18 protein-coding genes are annotated in these 14,934 nt (G+C 71.6%); 13 read left to right on the forward strand and 5 right to left on the reverse strand.

From position 1 onward, the window contains the following. Window positions 1-68: 68 nt before the first annotated feature. The gene (locus M8330_RS00315; protein ID WP_250825702.1) at window positions 69-1,640 is read right to left on the reverse strand and encodes a cation:proton antiporter domain-containing protein; all 1,572 of its coding nucleotides are present in this window, start codon (window positions 1,638-1,640) and stop codon (window positions 69-71) included. A gap of 250 nt (window positions 1,641-1,890) precedes the next feature. Here M8330_RS00315 and M8330_RS00320 point away from each other — a divergent pair, with 250 nt between their 5' ends. Next, window positions 1,891-2,292 carry a universal stress protein gene (locus M8330_RS00320; RefSeq protein WP_250825703.1) on the forward strand — a complete coding sequence of 134 codons (402 nt, stop codon included), beginning with the start codon at window positions 1,891-1,893 and terminating at the stop codon, window positions 2,290-2,292. A gap of 327 nt (window positions 2,293-2,619) precedes the next feature. Here the strand turns inward: M8330_RS00320 and M8330_RS00325 are convergent, their stop codons facing one another. Then, window positions 2,620-3,456 carry a helix-turn-helix domain-containing GNAT family N-acetyltransferase gene (locus M8330_RS00325; RefSeq protein WP_250825704.1) on the reverse strand — a complete coding sequence of 279 codons (837 nt, stop codon included), beginning with the start codon at window positions 3,454-3,456 and terminating at the stop codon, window positions 2,620-2,622. Between the two features lie 128 nt (window positions 3,457-3,584). Here M8330_RS00325 and M8330_RS00330 point away from each other — a divergent pair, with 128 nt between their 5' ends. After that, window positions 3,585-4,934, forward strand: coding sequence for an NAD(P)-binding domain-containing protein (locus M8330_RS00330; RefSeq protein ID WP_250825705.1), 1,350 nt, complete (start codon window positions 3,585-3,587; stop codon window positions 4,932-4,934). Here the strand turns inward: M8330_RS00330 and M8330_RS00335 are convergent. Next, window positions 4,921-6,168 carry an AI-2E family transporter gene (locus M8330_RS00335; RefSeq protein WP_250825706.1) on the reverse strand — a complete coding sequence of 416 codons (1,248 nt, stop codon included), beginning with the start codon at window positions 6,166-6,168 and terminating at the stop codon, window positions 4,921-4,923. The genes M8330_RS00330 and M8330_RS00335 overlap by 14 nt on opposite strands. 205 nt (window positions 6,169-6,373) lie before the next feature. On the opposite strand from M8330_RS00335, the gene M8330_RS00340 reads away from it, so the two are divergent. The 4 genes from M8330_RS00340 to M8330_RS00355 all read left to right on the forward strand — a co-directional run bounded on the left by M8330_RS00340 (window position 6,374) and on the right by M8330_RS00355 (window position 10,364). Then, a complete protein-coding gene (locus M8330_RS00340; protein ID WP_250825707.1) occupies window positions 6,374-8,086 on the forward strand; it encodes an AMP-binding protein in 1,713 nt (570 codons plus the stop codon). A gap of 129 nt (window positions 8,087-8,215) precedes the next feature. Then, a complete protein-coding gene (locus tag M8330_RS00345; protein ID WP_250825708.1) occupies window positions 8,216-8,884 on the forward strand; it encodes an SDR family NAD(P)-dependent oxidoreductase in 669 nt (222 codons plus the stop codon). A 90-nt stretch (window positions 8,885-8,974) separates the two neighbouring features. Beyond that, a complete protein-coding gene (locus tag M8330_RS00350) occupies window positions 8,975-9,772 on the forward strand; it encodes a nucleotidyltransferase domain-containing protein (RefSeq protein WP_250825709.1) in 798 nt (265 codons plus the stop codon). A 22-nt stretch (window positions 9,773-9,794) separates the two neighbouring features. Then, window positions 9,795-10,364 (forward strand): HhH-GPD-type base excision DNA repair protein, encoded by a 570-nt coding sequence (locus M8330_RS00355; RefSeq protein ID WP_250825710.1) that lies wholly within the window; start codon window positions 9,795-9,797, stop codon window positions 10,362-10,364. A 12-nt stretch (window positions 10,365-10,376) separates the two neighbouring features. On the opposite strand, the gene M8330_RS00360 is transcribed toward M8330_RS00355, so the two are convergent. Continuing rightward, a complete protein-coding gene (locus M8330_RS00360) occupies window positions 10,377-11,459 on the reverse strand; it encodes a tyrosine-type recombinase/integrase (RefSeq protein WP_250825711.1) in 1,083 nt (360 codons plus the stop codon). Beyond that, window positions 11,437-12,108 (reverse strand): helix-turn-helix transcriptional regulator, encoded by a 672-nt coding sequence (locus M8330_RS00365; RefSeq protein WP_308196213.1) that lies wholly within the window; start codon window positions 12,106-12,108, stop codon window positions 11,437-11,439. Before M8330_RS00365 ends, M8330_RS00360 begins: the two co-directional genes overlap by 23 nt. Before the next feature lie 25 nt (window positions 12,109-12,133). Between M8330_RS00365 and M8330_RS22265 the strand changes: the two genes are divergently transcribed. The 7 genes from M8330_RS22265 to M8330_RS00395 all read left to right on the forward strand — a co-directional run bounded on the left by M8330_RS22265 (window position 12,134) and on the right by M8330_RS00395 (window position 14,741). Then, on the forward strand, window positions 12,134-12,409 hold the full coding sequence (locus M8330_RS22265) for a helix-turn-helix transcriptional regulator (RefSeq protein WP_250825713.1): 276 nt from the start codon (window positions 12,134-12,136) through the stop codon (window positions 12,407-12,409). Between the two features lie 264 nt (window positions 12,410-12,673). Continuing rightward, window positions 12,674-12,844: a DUF6011 domain-containing protein gene (locus M8330_RS22635; protein WP_372490110.1), complete on the forward strand. Its 171-nt coding sequence runs from the start codon at window positions 12,674-12,676 to the stop codon at window positions 12,842-12,844. Beyond that, the gene (locus M8330_RS00375) at window positions 12,841-13,191 is read left to right on the forward strand and encodes a hypothetical protein (RefSeq protein ID WP_250825714.1); all 351 of its coding nucleotides are present in this window, start codon (window positions 12,841-12,843) and stop codon (window positions 13,189-13,191) included. The genes M8330_RS22635 and M8330_RS00375 overlap by 4 nt, the downstream gene beginning before the upstream one ends. Further along, entirely contained in the window at window positions 13,188-13,496 is a 309-nt protein-coding gene (locus tag M8330_RS00380; protein ID WP_250825715.1) for a hypothetical protein, read from the forward strand. Before M8330_RS00375 ends, M8330_RS00380 begins: the two co-directional genes overlap by 4 nt. Next, the gene (locus M8330_RS00385; RefSeq protein WP_250825716.1) at window positions 13,493-14,176 is read left to right on the forward strand and encodes a hypothetical protein; all 684 of its coding nucleotides are present in this window, start codon (window positions 13,493-13,495) and stop codon (window positions 14,174-14,176) included. The genes M8330_RS00380 and M8330_RS00385 overlap by 4 nt, the downstream gene beginning before the upstream one ends. Beyond that, window positions 14,173-14,433: a hypothetical protein gene (locus M8330_RS00390; protein ID WP_250825717.1), complete on the forward strand. Its 261-nt coding sequence runs from the start codon at window positions 14,173-14,175 to the stop codon at window positions 14,431-14,433. Before M8330_RS00385 ends, M8330_RS00390 begins: the two co-directional genes overlap by 4 nt. Then, on the forward strand, window positions 14,430-14,741 hold the full coding sequence (locus tag M8330_RS00395) for a WhiB family transcriptional regulator (protein ID WP_250825718.1): 312 nt from the start codon (window positions 14,430-14,432) through the stop codon (window positions 14,739-14,741). Before M8330_RS00390 ends, M8330_RS00395 begins: the two co-directional genes overlap by 4 nt. Window positions 14,742-14,934: the final 193 nt, after the last annotated feature.

Below are 14,934 nucleotides of genomic sequence, written 5' to 3' on the forward strand. Positions count from 1 at the left end.
GCCTGGAGTCTGCTCCGCTCGGGCCCGGTGCGCGACCGGCTCTCCACAGGGTGGCGAGGAGCGGTGGCTCAGGCACCGGGAAGTGCGCGCACGGCACGGTCCGCGAGCTCCGCACCCGCTCCGTCGTAGAGCTGGAGGCCGGTGGCCGCACCGGCCCGGCGGGCGTGCTCGAGGTCGCTGTCCTGCTGGGCGACGACCGCGACGGTGCCCTCGTAGCCCGAGCCGCGCAGGTGGCTGAGCGCCTCGATGTTGTTGCCGTGGAAGGGCATGGCCAGCAGGACCACGGCGACGTCGCCGGTGCGCACGCGGTCCCAGAACTCCGGGTCGGTGGCGTCACCCTCGACGACGTCGAGCCCGTCGGCGCGCAGCTTCTCGGCCCGCTCGACCGAGTTCTCCACCCCGACCACCGAGAGCCCGTGCTCGCCGGCGAGCCGCTCGTAGGCGGAGCGGCCGACGCGCCCCATCCCGAGGACGACGGCCTGGTGGTGCCCCACGTCGACGGGCCGGTCGTCGGGGTGGAGGCGCTCGCTGGGGCGGTCGGGCATGAGCCGCGAGGTGACCCGGACGACCCACTCCGGGTGCCGCGTGACGGTGCCGAGCACGAAGCTCACCGCGATGGCGGTGGCGAGCACCCCGACCCACTCGGGCCCGAGCAGGCTCGCGGGCGCGGCGACGGCCACGATCAGCGCGAACTCCGAGTAGTTGGCCATCGCCGTCGCCGTGACCACGGAGGTGCGGCGGCGCAGCCCGGCCCACCACAGGAGCCAGGCCAGGGCGAGGCCGCGCAGGGGGATCAGCGCCACGAGGCCGAGGGCGATGAGCAGGTGGGGCAGGTCCGGGATGCCGGTGAACCCGATGGAGAGGAAGAACCCCACGAGGAAGAGGTCCTTGACCGAGAGCAGGCTCTTGGACAGCGCCTCGGAGCCCGGGTGGCTGGCCAGCAGCATGCCGATGGCCAGCGCCCCCAGGTCGCCCTTGAGGCCGACGGCGTCGAACAGGGCGTACCCCGGGACCAGCGCGAGCACGACGCCGAAGAGCGGGCGCAGCTCGGCGTGGCCCAGACGGTCCAGGACGCGACGCAGGACCAGGCTCCCGGGGAGGAGGAGCAGCACCAGCAGCGCCTCCGGCCCGGGCAACGACCCGTGCGAGGCGGTGAGGAAGACCACGGCCGCCAGGTCCTGGAGGACCAGGATGCCGATGGCCGTGCGTCCGGCCAGCGAGCGCGAGCCGGACTGCTCCTCGAGCACCTTCACGACGAAGACGGTGCTGGCGAAGGACAGCGAGAACCCGACGAGCAGCGCGGTGCGCCAGTCCGTGCCGCCGACGATCGCCCAGCCCGTGAGGCCGAGCGCGCCGAGGACGAGGGCGACCAGCGCCGTCGTGAGCACCATGTGCAGGGCCCCGACCCCGAGCACCTCGCGCCGCACGAGGGTGCGGACGTTGACCTTGAGGCCCACCGAGAACAGCAGCAGCGTCACGCCGAGGTCGGCGGCCAGCGAGACCACCGGCACCTCCGGCACGCCCAGCCCGTGCAGCACGAAGCCGGCGGCGAGGAAGCCGAGCAGCGGTGGCAGACGCAGGGCCGTGGCCGTCAGGCCGCCCGCGAGCGCGGCCAGCAGGGTGATGCTCGTCGGGTCCACGGTGCTGCTCCGTCCGTCTCCAAGGGCGTGGCGGGTGCTGGGCCGCATTCTGGCAGGCCGAGCGTCACCGTGGGGCCGGGACAGGGCCGGCGTGACACGCCGCGCGACGTGCGGGTGGCCAAGGCCCCGAGACGGGTGGTGCGGAGTTCGGTAGCGTCGGCGCTGCCGGTGCAGGAGCCGGCGTCCGCGCTCGGGGTCGCCCGGGCGCACGCGTCCCTGGCGGAGGCCGGGGCCGAGGCGGGAGGTCGACATGAGCACGGTCGTGGTGGGTTACGTCCCCAAGCCGGAGGGCGAGGCAGCGCTTCGCGCAGCGGTGTCGGAGGCGAAGCGCCGCGAGGTCACGCTGGTCGTCGTGGACTCCCACCGCGGTGGTCGAGACTTCGACAGCGATGCGGCGGACGACGCCGAGGCCTCCCTGACCACGGTCAAGGCGCTGCTGGAGGAGTCCGGCGTCGACTACGAGATCCGCCAGCTGGTGCGTGGTTACGAGCCGTCCGAGGACCTCCTCTCCATCGCGGAGGCCAACGACGCCGAGCTGCTGGTCATCGGGCTGCGTCGACGCTCGCCGGTCGGCAAGCTGATCCTCGGCAGCAACGCCCAGCGGGTGCTGCTGGACGCCCACTGCCCGGTCCTCGCGGTCAAGGGCAGCTGAGCACCGCCACCTTCCCGGCCCCGTGGTGCGCCACCGGACCTGAAGCGGAACACGTGTCATCCGAGACGTCCTGCGTGACGCCTGTGGGCGGAGTCATGCCTGCTGAGCAAGTCACGTCCAGACCGCGCGCCCCGGAGCAAGCGTTCTCTCACAGGATTCCTGTGAATCCTCGACGAGGCGGGACTTCGGACCCCTAGGGTCGGCTGCGGCCGGTACCCCTGGCGCTCTGCGCCCCCGGTCCACCCACCGCCGTCTCGCCGCCCTGGATACTGTCCCGTCCGGGCGGCGTGACGGCGGCCCCAGCGCGCGCAGCCCGACCGGCGCGTCTCAGTCCTCGCGCCGGCGCCGCTCGAGCAGCACCGTGTCGCGCCAGACCCCGTCCAGGGTGGCGATCCGCGAGCGCACGGCGAGGGTCTCGTAGCCGGCGGCGTGGTGCAGCGCGATGCTGGCCCGGTTCTCGGGGAAGATGGAGGTCTGCAGCGTCCACAGCCCGCCGGCGTCGGCCTCGGTGACCTGGCGGTGCACCAGTGCCTTGCCCACGCCCCGGCCGCGGGCCTCCTCGGCCACGTAGACGGACGTCTCGCCGACCCCGGCGTAGCAGGCCCGGGCCGAGACGGGGGAGACCGCTGTCCAGCCGACCAGGCGACGCTCGCCGTCCACGTCCGCCTCCGCCACCCACCGGTGCCCGTCGGTCCACTTGTGCCGCAGCGCGTCGACCTCGGGCACCTCGGTCTCGAAGGTGGCGTTGCGTGTGGCGATGCCCTGCGCGTAGATCTCCCGGACACGGGGGAGGTCCGCGTCGGTCATGGACCGGGTGCTCACGTCGACCGGCAGGTCGGCCGGGCAGCAGGGACGGGTGGTGAGGGCGCCCATCACCACGTCGGCGGCGTGCGGCAGACCGGTGCAGCAGGTCTCGTTCACGGCCACCACCGTGGAGGTGCCGACCTTCTTCAGGCTCACGAAGCCGACCTCGGCGAGACGCTTGACGTGGTGGGACACCGTCGGCTGGCTGATGCCGAGCTGGGTCGCGAGGTCGCCCACGCGGGTCGCGCCGGTGGACGCCGAGGCGACCGCGTGCAGCAGCCGCACCCGCGTCGGGTCAGCGAGCACGGCGAACCAGGAGGCGTAGGTCTCGGCCGCGGCGGGCTCCAGCGTCTCGCTCATGGCGGCACGGTACGGCAGTCATCGATCACTGTCGATCATTGACGAATATCGATGGAACTGCCACGGTGAGCGCATTCATCGATCCGCATCGATCAATGATCGTTCGAGTCCCGGCTCAGGAGGACATCGTGATCCCCACGCACCAGCTCCCGCTCGTCGTCGTCGGCGCAGGCCCCATCGGTCTGGCCGCGGCGGCCCACGCCGTCGAGCGCGGCCTGCCCACCGTCGTCCTGGAGCAGGGGGAGGTGGGTGGCGCGGTGCTCGGCTGGGGCCACGTGCGGCTGTTCTCACCCTGGTCGGAGCTGGTCGACCCGGCGGCCCGCCGCCTGCTCGAGGCCGCGGGCTGGACGGCCCCGGACCCCGACGCCGTGCCCGACGGACGCACCTGGGTGCGGGAGTTCCTCGCGCCGCTCGCCCGCGCGCTGGTGGACGCCGGCGTCGACCTGCGCACGGGAGCCCGGGTGGAGGGCGTCGCCCGCGAGGGGCGGGACCTGCTGGTCGCCGGTGGTCGGGAGGACGTCCCGTTCGCCGTGCACGTCGTCACCGTGGCCGGGCACGAGGAGACGCTGCGCGCCGCCGCGGTCGTGGACTGCTCCGGCACCGCTGGTCGTCCCAACCCGCTGGGCGCCGACGGCTGGCCCGTGCCCGGCGAGCGGGCGCACGCGGACGCCGTCATCTACGCCGTGCCCGACGTCGAGGACCCGGCCGTCATCGCCAGGCTGGCGGGCACGCACGTCGTGGTCGCAGGTGCCGGCGCCTCGGCCCAGAACGCCCTCGTCGCCCTCGGCCGTCTGGCCACGACCCACCCCGGCACCCGGGTCACCTGGCTGCTGCGCCGCGGCGACACCTCGCGGGCCTTCGGTGGCGGGGAGGCGGACGAGCTGGAGAACCGCGGACGCCTCGGCGAGGCTGCGCGGTCGGCGGCCGGGTCCGAGGTCGTCACCACCGTCACCGGGTTCCGCACCGCCGCCCTCGAGCAGGCCGACGACGGTCGGCTGAGCCTGGTCTCCGTCGACGGCACCCGCGTCGGCGACGTCGACCACGTCGTGGCCGTGACCGGATTCCGGCCCGACCACTCCTGGCTGGAGCAGGTGCACCTCGACCTCGACCCCGAGCTCGGCTGCCCGCGCGGGCTGGCCGTGGAGATCCACCCCGCCCACCACTCCTGCGGCACCGTGGCACCGCACGGCGCGGCGCTGCTGCGCCAGCCCGAGGGTGCGCTGTACCTGGCCGGGATGAAGTCCTACGGCCGCGCGCCCAGCTTCCTCGCGCTGACCGGCTTCGAGCAGGTCCGCTCCATCGTCGCCGAGGTCGCGGGCGACCACGAGGCTGCCGCGGCCGTCGAGCTCGTGCTGCCCGAGACCGGCGTGTGCGGCGCGGCTCCCGCGTTCGACGGTGCGCCCGCCGCGTCCTGCTGCGGGCCGTCGGTGCCGGCGGGGACGCCCGACCTGGTGCAGCTGGGGGCTACGCGGGGCTGACCTGCCGCGCGTCCTCGGCAGTGTCGTCGGGTCCCTCGTCGCCGTCGGCCGCGTCGGTGTGCACGGGCTCCCCGGCGGCGAGCCTCGCCTGCTCGACGAGGTAGCGCGAGAGCACGCCGAGGACGGCGGCGGTCGGGACGGCGAGGAAGGCCCCGGCGACGCCGAACAGGCTGCTGCCCAGCGTCACCGAGAGGAGGACGACGCCCGCGTGCAGCCGCAGGCTCCGCCCCTGGAGCCAGGGGGAGAGCAGGTTGCCCTCGACGTTCTGGACGAGCACGACGAGCCCGATCACGAGCAGTGCGGTGATCGGCCCCTGGTCGACGAGCGCCACCAGGACGGCCACGGCTCCGGCCGCCACCGCACCGACCACGGGCACGAACGCCGCCAGGAACGTGAGCAGTGCCAGCGGCAGGACCAACGGGACCCCCAGCAGCACCAGGCCGATCGCGATGAAGACCGCGTCGAGGAAGCCGACGACGGCCTGGGCGCGGATGAACCCGCCGAGGGTGTCCCACGAGCGGCCGAGCACCTCGGTGACGTGGGGGCCGGTGCGCGGGCCCAGGAGACCGCCGAGCCAGGGCAGGAACCGCTCGCCGTCCTTGACGAAGAGGAACGCCAGCACCAACGTCAGCAGCCCGGTGACCAGGCCCGAGGTCACTGCGTTGACGCCGGTGAGGACGCCGGTGGCGATGCTGCCGGAGCTGGACCGGACGCGCGACACCATCTCGTCGACGGCGGAGTCGATGTCGGACTGGTCGATGCCGATACCGGCGTTGACCGCGACCTCCTGCAGCTGGCGCAGGCCCCCGGTGATGCTGCTGCCCAGCTCGCTGCCCTGCGAGACGACCGAGGGGAGCACGGCCGCCACCACACCACCGAGCGCACCCAGCCCCACCACGAGCACGGTCGCCGCGGCGAGGGCCGAGGGGAAGTGGAGCCGCTGCTGGAGGAACCGGGCCGGAGGCGCCAGCACGGTGGCGACGATCAGGCCGAGCAGGATGGGGAAGACCGCCGGCCACAGGAGACCGACGACCCACAGCGTGGCGGCGACGCCGAGGCCGATGATCAGCCAGCGCAGGGTCCACGACGACGCCCACCGGATGCCGTGGCCGATGGCCGCCTCGTAGGTCGGGCGACCGTCGGCCACGGCATCAGCGGAGGGATCAGGGGAGGGATCAGCGGACGGCCGCTCGGGGGTGTGCTCGGGGGTCTGCTCGGGGGTTGGCTCGGGCAACGCGGGGCTCCTGGTGCGGCGGGGAGTCCCGGTCCCGGGACGCGCGTCAACCTAGTGACCGGGACCGGGGGTGTGCACCGCCCGAGCGGACGAGGCGGCTCGGCAGTACCGGACGTACCCGCGCGGGTACCGACGGTATGTGGGGTCTACATTCGCTGCGCGCTCGTGGGGAAGCCCGTCGCGGGCGAGGAGGAGGACCCACCGCATGACCGACGCCACCACCGCCTTCCGTGCGGCGCGAGACCTGCTGCTCGACCTGCGCGAGGACCACACGACCGCGCTCGAGCGGTTCACGTTCCCGGACGTGGGGGAGCGCTGGTGCTGGGCCATCGACTGGTTCGACGCCACGGCCCGAGGCAACGACACCGAGGCACTCGTGGTGCTGCACGAGGACGGCTCGCGTGAGGCGCTCACCTACGACGCGCTGGCGCAGGCCTCCGACCGGACCGCCCGCTGGCTCGCCGGCCACGGGATCGGCCGCGGTGACGCGGTGATGATCATGCTCGGCAACCAGGTGGAGCTGTGGACCACGATGCTCGGCGCCATGAAGCTGGGCGCCGTCGTGGTGCCGACGGCGATGGCGGCGGGGTCGGCGGAGCTGTCCGACCGGCTCGACCGGGCCGGGGTGCGTGCCGTGGTGACCACCCCGGAGGACGCGGAGAAGGTCGACGTGCTGCCGGAGGCGGCCTCCCTGCTGCGCGTCGTGGCCGGGCAGCGTGACGGCTGGCTGTCGCTGTCCGACGCGGACGCCTGCGAGGCCGGTGCGCTCGAGCACCCCGGCACCGCCCCGTCCGACCCCCTGCTCCTCTACTTCACCTCGGGCACGACCTTGCGGCCGAAGCTGGTGCAGCACACCCAGGTCAGCTACCCGGTCGGGCACCTGACCACCATGTTCTGGCTCGGCCTGCTGCCGGGCGACCGGCACCTCAACATCTCCTCGCCCGGGTGGGCCAAGCACGCGTGGTCGTCCTTCTTCGCGCCGTTCAACGCCGGCGCCACCGCCGTGGTGCTCGCCTACGCGCGCTTCGACGCCTCCCGCCTCGTCGCCCGCCTCGAGGAGGAGCGGGTGACGACGCTGTGCGCCCCGCCCACGGTGTGGCGGATGCTCATCCACGCCGACCTCGGCGCCAAGCCCGCTGCCCTGCGTGAGGTCGTGGGCGCCGGCGAGCCGCTCAACCCCGAGGTGATCGGGCAGGTCGAGCGCATGTGGGGCGTGGCCGTGCGCGACGGCTACGGCCAGACCGAGACCACCGCCCAGATCGCCAACACCCCCGGCTCGGTGCTCAAGCCGGGCTCGATGGGCCGTCCGCTGCCCGGCGTGCCCGTGGTGCTGGTCGACGAGCGCACCGGTGCACTCGTGGAGGGCGTCGGCGAGGGCGAGCTGTGCCTGGACCTCTCAGCCTCGCCCCTGCCGCTGATGACGGGCTACCAGGGTGACGCCGAGCGGCAGGCCGAGGCCACGGCCGGCGGCTGGTACCACACCGGCGACGTGGCGACCCGCGACGAGGACGGCTACCTCACCTACGTCGGGCGCACGGACGACGTGTTCAAGGCCTCCGACTACAAGATCAGCCCCTTCGAGCTGGAGAGCGTGCTCATCGAGCACCCGGCGGTCTCCGAGGCGGCGGTCGTGCCGGCGCCGGACCCGCTGCGCCTGGCCGTCCCGAAGGCCTACGTGGCGCTGGCCCCCGGCTACGAGCCGACCGCCGAGACCGCGCGCGACGTGCTCCGGCACGCGCGCGAGAAGCTCGCGCCCTACCTGCGGGTGCGGCGGCTGGAGTTCTTCGACCTGCCCAAGACCATCTCCGGCAAGATCCGCCGGGTCGAGCTGCGCGGACGGGAGGAGCAGCTGGCGGAGGCCTCCATCAGCACCGAGTTCCGCGACTCCGACTTCCCGGAGCTGCGCGGGTCCCGCTGAGGGCCGCTGTCGCCCAGGGCTCAGCCCAGGAGCGCCCCGGGTGGTCTCACGGAGGGCGTGGGGGCGAGTCGGGGGCCGCGCGTGCCGGGGGTGGAGCGGGGGCCCGGCCTGTCTCCTAGGGTCGCTGCCGTGAGACGACGGGTGCTGGTGACGGACGCGAACGACTTCCTGGGGCCGGGGGTGGTCGAGCGGTTCCGGGCCGAGGGCGAGGAGGTCGTCACTCGTGCGGCGCCCTTCACCTCGCGCGCCGAGGTGGCCGCGTTCGTGGCCGAGCACGGGCCGTTCGACGTCCTCGTGGCCAACCTCGAGGTGCCGATCACCGTCGCGCCCGTGGAGGAGCACGACGACGCGACCCTCGTCGGGGTCTTCGACCGGCTGGTGCACCCGCTGTTCTGGCTCCTCGCCGCGTGCCTGCCCGACATGCGCGCCCAGGGGGACGGGGTGGTGGTGGTCCCGACCTCGGCCGTGGTCCTGCGCTCCAGCGGGCACCCCGTGGCCGCGTACGAGGCGGCCCGCTCGGCCCAGGCCTCGGTCGTCCGCAGCGCCGCCAAGGAGGCGGCCGGGTCGGGCGTCCGGGTCAACGGCGTGGCCCCCAACTTCATCGAGAACCCGTCCTACTTCCCGCCCGAGACGGTCGAGGACCCCTCCTTCCGGGCAGCGGTGCGCGCCGAGGTTCCTGCCCAGCGCCTCGGCAGCGCCGCCGAGGCCGCCGCGGTCGTGTGGTGGCTGGCGTCGTCGGAGTCGTCCTACGTGCACGGCGTGATCGTCCCCACGGACGGGGGCTGGCGGCTGGCCTGACGAGTCCCGGCACGGTGCGGTCGTGGCACGGCCGCTGGGCGGCTCTGCAAACACGTTGTCCCTGCTGTGCTCGACTGAGACAGTCGCGCCGTGACTGCGATCTCGCTGGCCTCGCCCGAGCACCTGACGCCGGAGAGGACGAACCTCCTGGCGGAGGTCGCTGAACGCAACGACGCCACGCACGGGGACGACCTGCTCGGGCTGATCCTGTCGGGCTCGGCGGGCCGAGGGCTGGCCACCGACCGCTCGGACCTCGACGTCTACGTGGTGCTGACGGACGACGCAACTGCGGGCCGGCGCACGACCAAGACCGCCGCGGTCGACGAGATCCCTCTGTCCCTCTCGGAGCTGGCGGAGATCCCGCCGTTCGGCACCGATTACTGGTGGTACCGATGGTCGTTCGCCTGGGCGCCCGTCGTGCTGGACCGCACCGGCGGCATGCTGGACGACCTGGCCCTGCGGCAGGCCACCGTCTCTCCCGAGGAGGCTCGGTCGATCCTCGTCACGCACGACCGCCTGGACGGGTGGGTCAACTACGCCTACCGCGCGCTCAAGAGTGACCGGGACGGCCGGGTGCGGGAACGACGGCTGGACGCCGCCGAGTCCCTGCCGTGGCTCCTGGACACCGTGTTCTCGCTGGGCGGCCGCGTCCGGCCGTACCACAAGTACCTGCCGTGGGAGCTCGAGCAGCACCCGCTGCCGGGGTGGACGGCGGACGGCCTGCTGAGCCTGGTGGAGCGCACCCTGGACGGCGACCCCGCCGCGATCCGGGAGACCTTCGAGCGAGTCCTGGACCACCGCCGGGAGTTCGACCGCTCGCAGCCGGAGCCGGTGCTCGTGCCGATCGTCGACGGCTGGGGCAGCGAGCTGGCGCTGTTCGACTCATGAGCCGCTCTGAGAAGATCGCACCATGGCCCTCCAGATCACCGGCGACGCCGCCGCGGACAAGCTGCTCACCGATGACCCGTTCGCCCTGCTGGTCGGCATGATGCTCGACCAGCAGTACCCGATGGAGCACGCGTTCCGCGGGCCGGCGAAGGTCGCGGAGCGCATGGGCTCGCTCGACCCGAAGGCCGTCGCGGACGCCGACCCCGAGGAGTTCTCCTCGCTCTGCGCCCAGCAGCCGGCGATCCACCGCTTCCCGGGCTCCATGGCCACCCGGATGCAGGAGGTAGCGCGGATCGTCGTCGACGAGTACGACGGCCACGCCGAGCGGATCTGGACGGAGGCCGCGGACGGTCGCGACTTCCTCAAGCGCATGCAGGCGCTGCCCGGGTTCGGCAAGCAGAAGGCCCAGATCTTCGTGGCGCTCGTGGGCAAGCAGCTCGGTGCCGCCCCCGAGGGCTGGGAGAAGGTCGTGGGCGACTACTCCCAGCAGGGCTACCGGTCGGTGGCGGACGTCGTCGACGGCGCGTCCCTGCAGAAGGTGCGCGACCACAAGAAGGAGATGAAGGCGGCTGCCAAGGCTGCCAAGTCCTGACCTGCGGAAACGCTACTGGGCTGCACGGCGAGTCCGCAGAGAGTCCGCAACCGACATCATGGCGGCGTCGATGACCGACCTGGTGCGGTCGTCGTCGCCCGGCCACAGGTGCGCGTAGATCTCGAGCGTGATGACGGGGGAGGAGTGCCCCAGCCGCTCCTGCACTTGCTTCACGGAGGCGCCGCCGGCGATCAGTGCCGATGCGTAAAAGTGCCGCAGGCTGTGACTCCCGAAGTCGGTGCCAGCCGTGGCATTGGCACGGGCCATGACTCCCCGCCACGGTCGGTAGGCGAGCGGATCTCCGAACGGGTCCGTCCAGAGGGCCTCGGATGACGGGTGCAACGTCAGGTGCTCAGCGAGCGCGTCCACCGTGGACTGCCCCAGCGGAACAATGCGACGCGACGACTTGGACTTGAGCGGGCCGAGCTGTCGGTTCTGGTACCTCTGGCGCTCGACCGAGACCGTGCGCCGCAGGAAGTCGACGTCCGCAACCATGAGGCCGAGCGCCTCCCCGATGCGGAGCCCGCTCCCGGCCAGGAAGGCCACCAGTGTGCTGTGGCGCGGCTCCATGGCGTCCATCAGTCTCGCGACGTCGTCCGGGGTCGGCACGTGCACCGGTGCGTCCTCGAGGGGCGGCAGCTTGATGCGCGAGCACGGGGTGCGCGAGATGACCCGGTCATCAACGGCTGCGCGGAAGACCTGGGTGCACACGTGGTAGATCCCGCGGACGGTCGCCGGCTTGAGCCCCTGGATCTCGAGCTGCTTCACGATCGACTGGATCTCGGTCGGGCGGATGGTCGCCATCGGCTTGGGGCCGAGCCTGGGGATCAGGTGCACGCGGAGAGCGTTGTCGTTGATGTTCTCGGTGTTCCGGGCTGCCACCTGGACGGACTGCCACTGCCGCGCGTACCGCTCGAACGTCACTCGTCCGGCGCGAGGGTCGACGTACTCGCCATTGACCACCGTCGCGGTGACCTGGTCGAGCCAGCGCTGCGCATCCACCTTCCGGTCGAAGTGCCGGGCGTGCTCCTTGCCGGCCTCGTCACGGTACCGGGCGCGCCATCTGCCGTTGTCACGCTTCGCGATGCTGGCCATCGGCGGGCACCGCCTTCATCAGATCGGCGGTCGAGAGGTTTGACCACTGCTTGAGCGACTTTTCCCAGTGCCGCTCAATCGTGTCTCCAACGAGATCGAGGCTGTCGGAGGGGAATCCGCGCTCACCGTCGGGCACACCGGCCAGCTCGGCCGCCTCGTCCCGCGCCGAAAGTAGATCCCCCATCACGTCGCTCGTGCTGCCGAGCCACACCAGGGCCCAAGCCTCCATCGGGGTCGGAGCCCAATCTTCTAGTTGGCCTTGGTCCCGCGAGAAGACGTCGGATGTCAGCTGGTCGATGGCCTCTAGGAGCTCCAGCCCATCCTCAGTGAGATTCTCGAATAGCCGGCGACAACTCCTGCGGACTCGGTCAACGCCCAACTGAAGGGCCTGGTCCGATGCTTCCATGTAGGAAGTCATCGACGAAAGGCTCACGTCGAACACGTCCGCGACACAGTGAGCCTCATCGAGCCTGATCGGCCGCGTCTCTGCCTCGATGCGCTGGATGGTCTGCTGGTGAAACCGCAGTCCATACCGAGTCTGCAGAACGCGCGCCAAGTCGGTTTGAGTCATGCCTGCTCGCTCGCGAAGTCGCGCCAAGTTCGTGGCGAAGTGGTGCTCCCACAGTCCTCGCTGATTCCCATCGGTCACCAACGAACCGTACAACGTTTTGTAGGTGCACGTCTACAGCCTGGTTGCGCAGGATCAACTCTCATGTCAACATCAGATCGTAGATGACCACCAACGAACGGTTGTGATTGTGTTGAGCCACTCCACGAAGTTGCTACGGATCGATGAAGTTTCGACGCTCACCGGCGTCCCCGAGAGCACCCTCCGCTACTGGCGGTTCTGCGGATCCGGCCCTCGATCAGCCAAGCTCGGGCGTCGCGTGGTCTACCGCGAGGCGGATGTCCTCGAATGGATCGATGCCCAGTTCGAGCAGGCCGGCTGAGGCTGAGGCTTACGCCTCACGGAGACGGATGACTCGCCAGTCCTCTCCCCAGCTGCGGCCGATTGACCAAGGCCGCACCGTCGAGCAGCTCATCCGGGCCGCTCATCTTCAACTTGAGACGCTCGAGGTGACGCTGTCACCGAGCAAGGTCTCATCACTTGTTCGTCACTACCGGCGTGCAGTCGCACCGACCGGCCTTCCCTTCGAGATGTGGATCGAAGCTCAGGCCGAACTGGCTAAGCCATGCAAGTCTCCGGGGGCGGCATGAATGGTGCGGCGGTCTCCGGGACCGCCGCACCCACCGCGGGAGTTCGCTGCCGAGTCTGCGGACATCGCATCTGGTCGCCTGACTCCATCGCCGCCGGAATCGGGCTCGCCTGCCGACGAGAGGCAGCGCGGATAGCCCGCGCTGCCCAGCAGGCGGTGGGTCGATGAGCCGCATACTCACGGTCGTCCTGGACGGCTACCGCAGCACGATCGCCGGCCCCGGTGCCTTCTCGCTGATCCACGAGGCATCTGGCCGTAAGCCGGTGTGGATCGGCACCATTCGCGCGTTCTCGGTCTCCGAGCGCACCGCTCGCGACGTCATGGCCGAGGCTGAGCGTCGTCGGTACGAGGTCGCCGTCCGTGACCATGACGATGCCGACAAGGGGCACGCGATTGTGTGTACCCCTGGCCTGCCCGATGGGGTACGCCAGCCGTACCCCATCCGGCAGGCGGCCGCCGCCGACGGCGTACACACTGTGGACACCCCTAGCGCTGAGCAGGGTGGTCTCTGGTGAGCCCGCTCGAGGCCCAGGTGGCCGACTTCCGCGCCCGGGTGCTCCTGGATGCGCTCGCCGAGGGCACCGCGAGCTACTGGCTGCGTCGTGCTGCCGCGTTCGAGGACGCCAAGCCGCGGCCGGATGACTTCAACGGTGCCGCGACCGACGAGATGCTCTCGGCCCGCTGGCGACGGATGGACCAGATCGCCCGTGCTTGCCGGCGCGCTGCCGACATCGCCGTGACCGGTGACCGGGAGACCGCACGCGGGATGGTCCTGCGAGCTCTGCGCGAGGTCGAGGCGCTTGAGGCGGTGGCGGCATGAACAAGGTGACCGACCGTCGTCCTGGCCTGCTCGTGGCCGCCATGGCGAACCCGGACCTCAGCAACGCAGAGCGGGTCCTCGTCCTCGTCGTCCTGCACCTGCCGGCCGAGTACGTCGACGGCATCAGACGCCCGGGAAGCGCCGGGATCGACGTCCGCGGCAACTTCTCCCTGCACTACGACTACCTGGCTCGAGCACTGCACACCTCGCCCAGCAACGCCAAGAAGTTGATGCAGCGACTGGAGGCCAAGGGCGTCCTGAGCAAGCGGTCCACCGGCACGTTCGGACGACCAGCTTGCTTTCAGATGCTTCTCGTAAGGGGGGACAAAACGTACCCGGTTAGGGCGAGAAACCTTGTCCCCCCTTACGGCCCCGAGGACCCCACTTCAAGGGGGGACACCATGTCCCCCCTTACCTATAGGGAACCCACCCAGCCCAGACGGGCACCCACCTCGGAGGCGGAAGCCGTCGCCGATGGCGAGGCCGGATGGGTGCCTCGCTCCGCTGCATCCAGCGCCGAGGTCGGCACCACTGCGGACCGCCACGAGGGCAGCAACGACGGGGACGAGTCCTCTTCGCTGCCGCTTCCTCCCGTCACCCGTTGCCAGTGGCACTCGTGGCCTCACCTGTGCCCCAGCGACTGCGCCAACTTCACGCCTGCTTCCCGGAGGACCGCATGACCGCGACCGTGCTCGACCTGACTCCTCGTCTCCGCGCTGCTGCACCGACGTGCTCGTGCCGTGAGGACTGGACCTGCTTCACCCACCGCTGCACCGACCTGGCCGTGCTCCTGCGCGAGGAGATGGACGGCGCCGTCGGCGAGCTGCTGGTGCCGGCCGACCGTTACCGGGACGTGCTGACCCACGTCGTGGCCGTGCTCGACAGCATCACTGGCGAGGTTGGCACCGTCGTCCGTCCGAGCGAGGTGGGCCGATGACTCCCACCTCGCACCTCATCCAGCCCGACGCGCTGGTGCTGTGGCGGACGCTGTCGGACTTCGCCCGCGAGCTCGGGGAGGCAGGGCTGCCGGTCCCGTGCCGTCGTGACCCCGACCCGTTCGTCTCCGAGGAGGACGAGGAGCGTGACGCCGCTGCCGGCTACTGCCTTGCCGCCTGCCCGCTGGTCCAGCTCTGCGGTGCCTACGCCGACGCCCAGGGCGAGACCTGGGGCGTCTACGGCGGTCGTGACCGGACGACTCAAGCCCAAGGCCGCTCGTCCAGCCGACGTGAGCAGGTGGCCGCGTGAGCACGCTCTGCTCCTCGTGCGAGGCCACGCCGTCGGGGTGCCAAGCGCTCCACCTGCTGGCCGGCCGGTCGTGCTGCCTGAGCTGCTCTCACGGGCCTGGGGGAGAGGCCCCGGGGGTGGGGGTCACTCAGGACTGCGGGATTAAGTCAAGCCGCACACACAGAGCCATATCCACAGGAGGGGCCATGGCCTA

The sequence above is a fragment of the Nocardioides bruguierae genome (genome assembly GCF_023656415.1).
Taxonomy (GTDB): Bacteria; Actinomycetota; Actinomycetes; order Propionibacteriales; family Nocardioidaceae; genus Nocardioides; species Nocardioides bruguierae.

What these genes read in the sequence shown, in the direction of transcription:
- M8330_RS00360 (WP_250825711.1), bottom strand. Translation starts at nt 11,459, where the DNA reads ATGGCCAGCATCGCGAAGCGTGACAACGGCAGATGGCGCGCCCGGTAC.
- M8330_RS22635 (WP_372490110.1), top strand. Translation starts at nt 12,674, where the DNA reads ATGAATGGTGCGGCGGTCTCCGGGACCGCCGCACCCACCGCGGGAGTT.
- M8330_RS00325 (WP_250825704.1), bottom strand. Translation starts at nt 3,456, where the DNA reads ATGAGCGAGACGCTGGAGCCCGCCGCGGCCGAGACCTACGCCTCCTGG.
- M8330_RS00385 (WP_250825716.1), top strand. Translation starts at nt 13,493, where the DNA reads ATGAACAAGGTGACCGACCGTCGTCCTGGCCTGCTCGTGGCCGCCATG.
- M8330_RS00355 (WP_250825710.1), top strand. Translation starts at nt 9,795, where the DNA reads ATGGCCCTCCAGATCACCGGCGACGCCGCCGCGGACAAGCTGCTCACC.
- M8330_RS00375 (WP_250825714.1), top strand. Translation starts at nt 12,841, where the DNA reads ATGAGCCGCATACTCACGGTCGTCCTGGACGGCTACCGCAGCACGATC.
- M8330_RS00320 (WP_250825703.1), top strand. Translation starts at nt 1,891, where the DNA reads ATGAGCACGGTCGTGGTGGGTTACGTCCCCAAGCCGGAGGGCGAGGCA.
- M8330_RS00390 (WP_250825717.1), top strand. Translation starts at nt 14,173, where the DNA reads ATGACCGCGACCGTGCTCGACCTGACTCCTCGTCTCCGCGCTGCTGCA.
- M8330_RS00395 (WP_250825718.1), top strand. Translation starts at nt 14,430, where the DNA reads ATGACTCCCACCTCGCACCTCATCCAGCCCGACGCGCTGGTGCTGTGG.
- M8330_RS00340 (WP_250825707.1), top strand. Translation starts at nt 6,374, where the DNA reads ATGACCGACGCCACCACCGCCTTCCGTGCGGCGCGAGACCTGCTGCTC.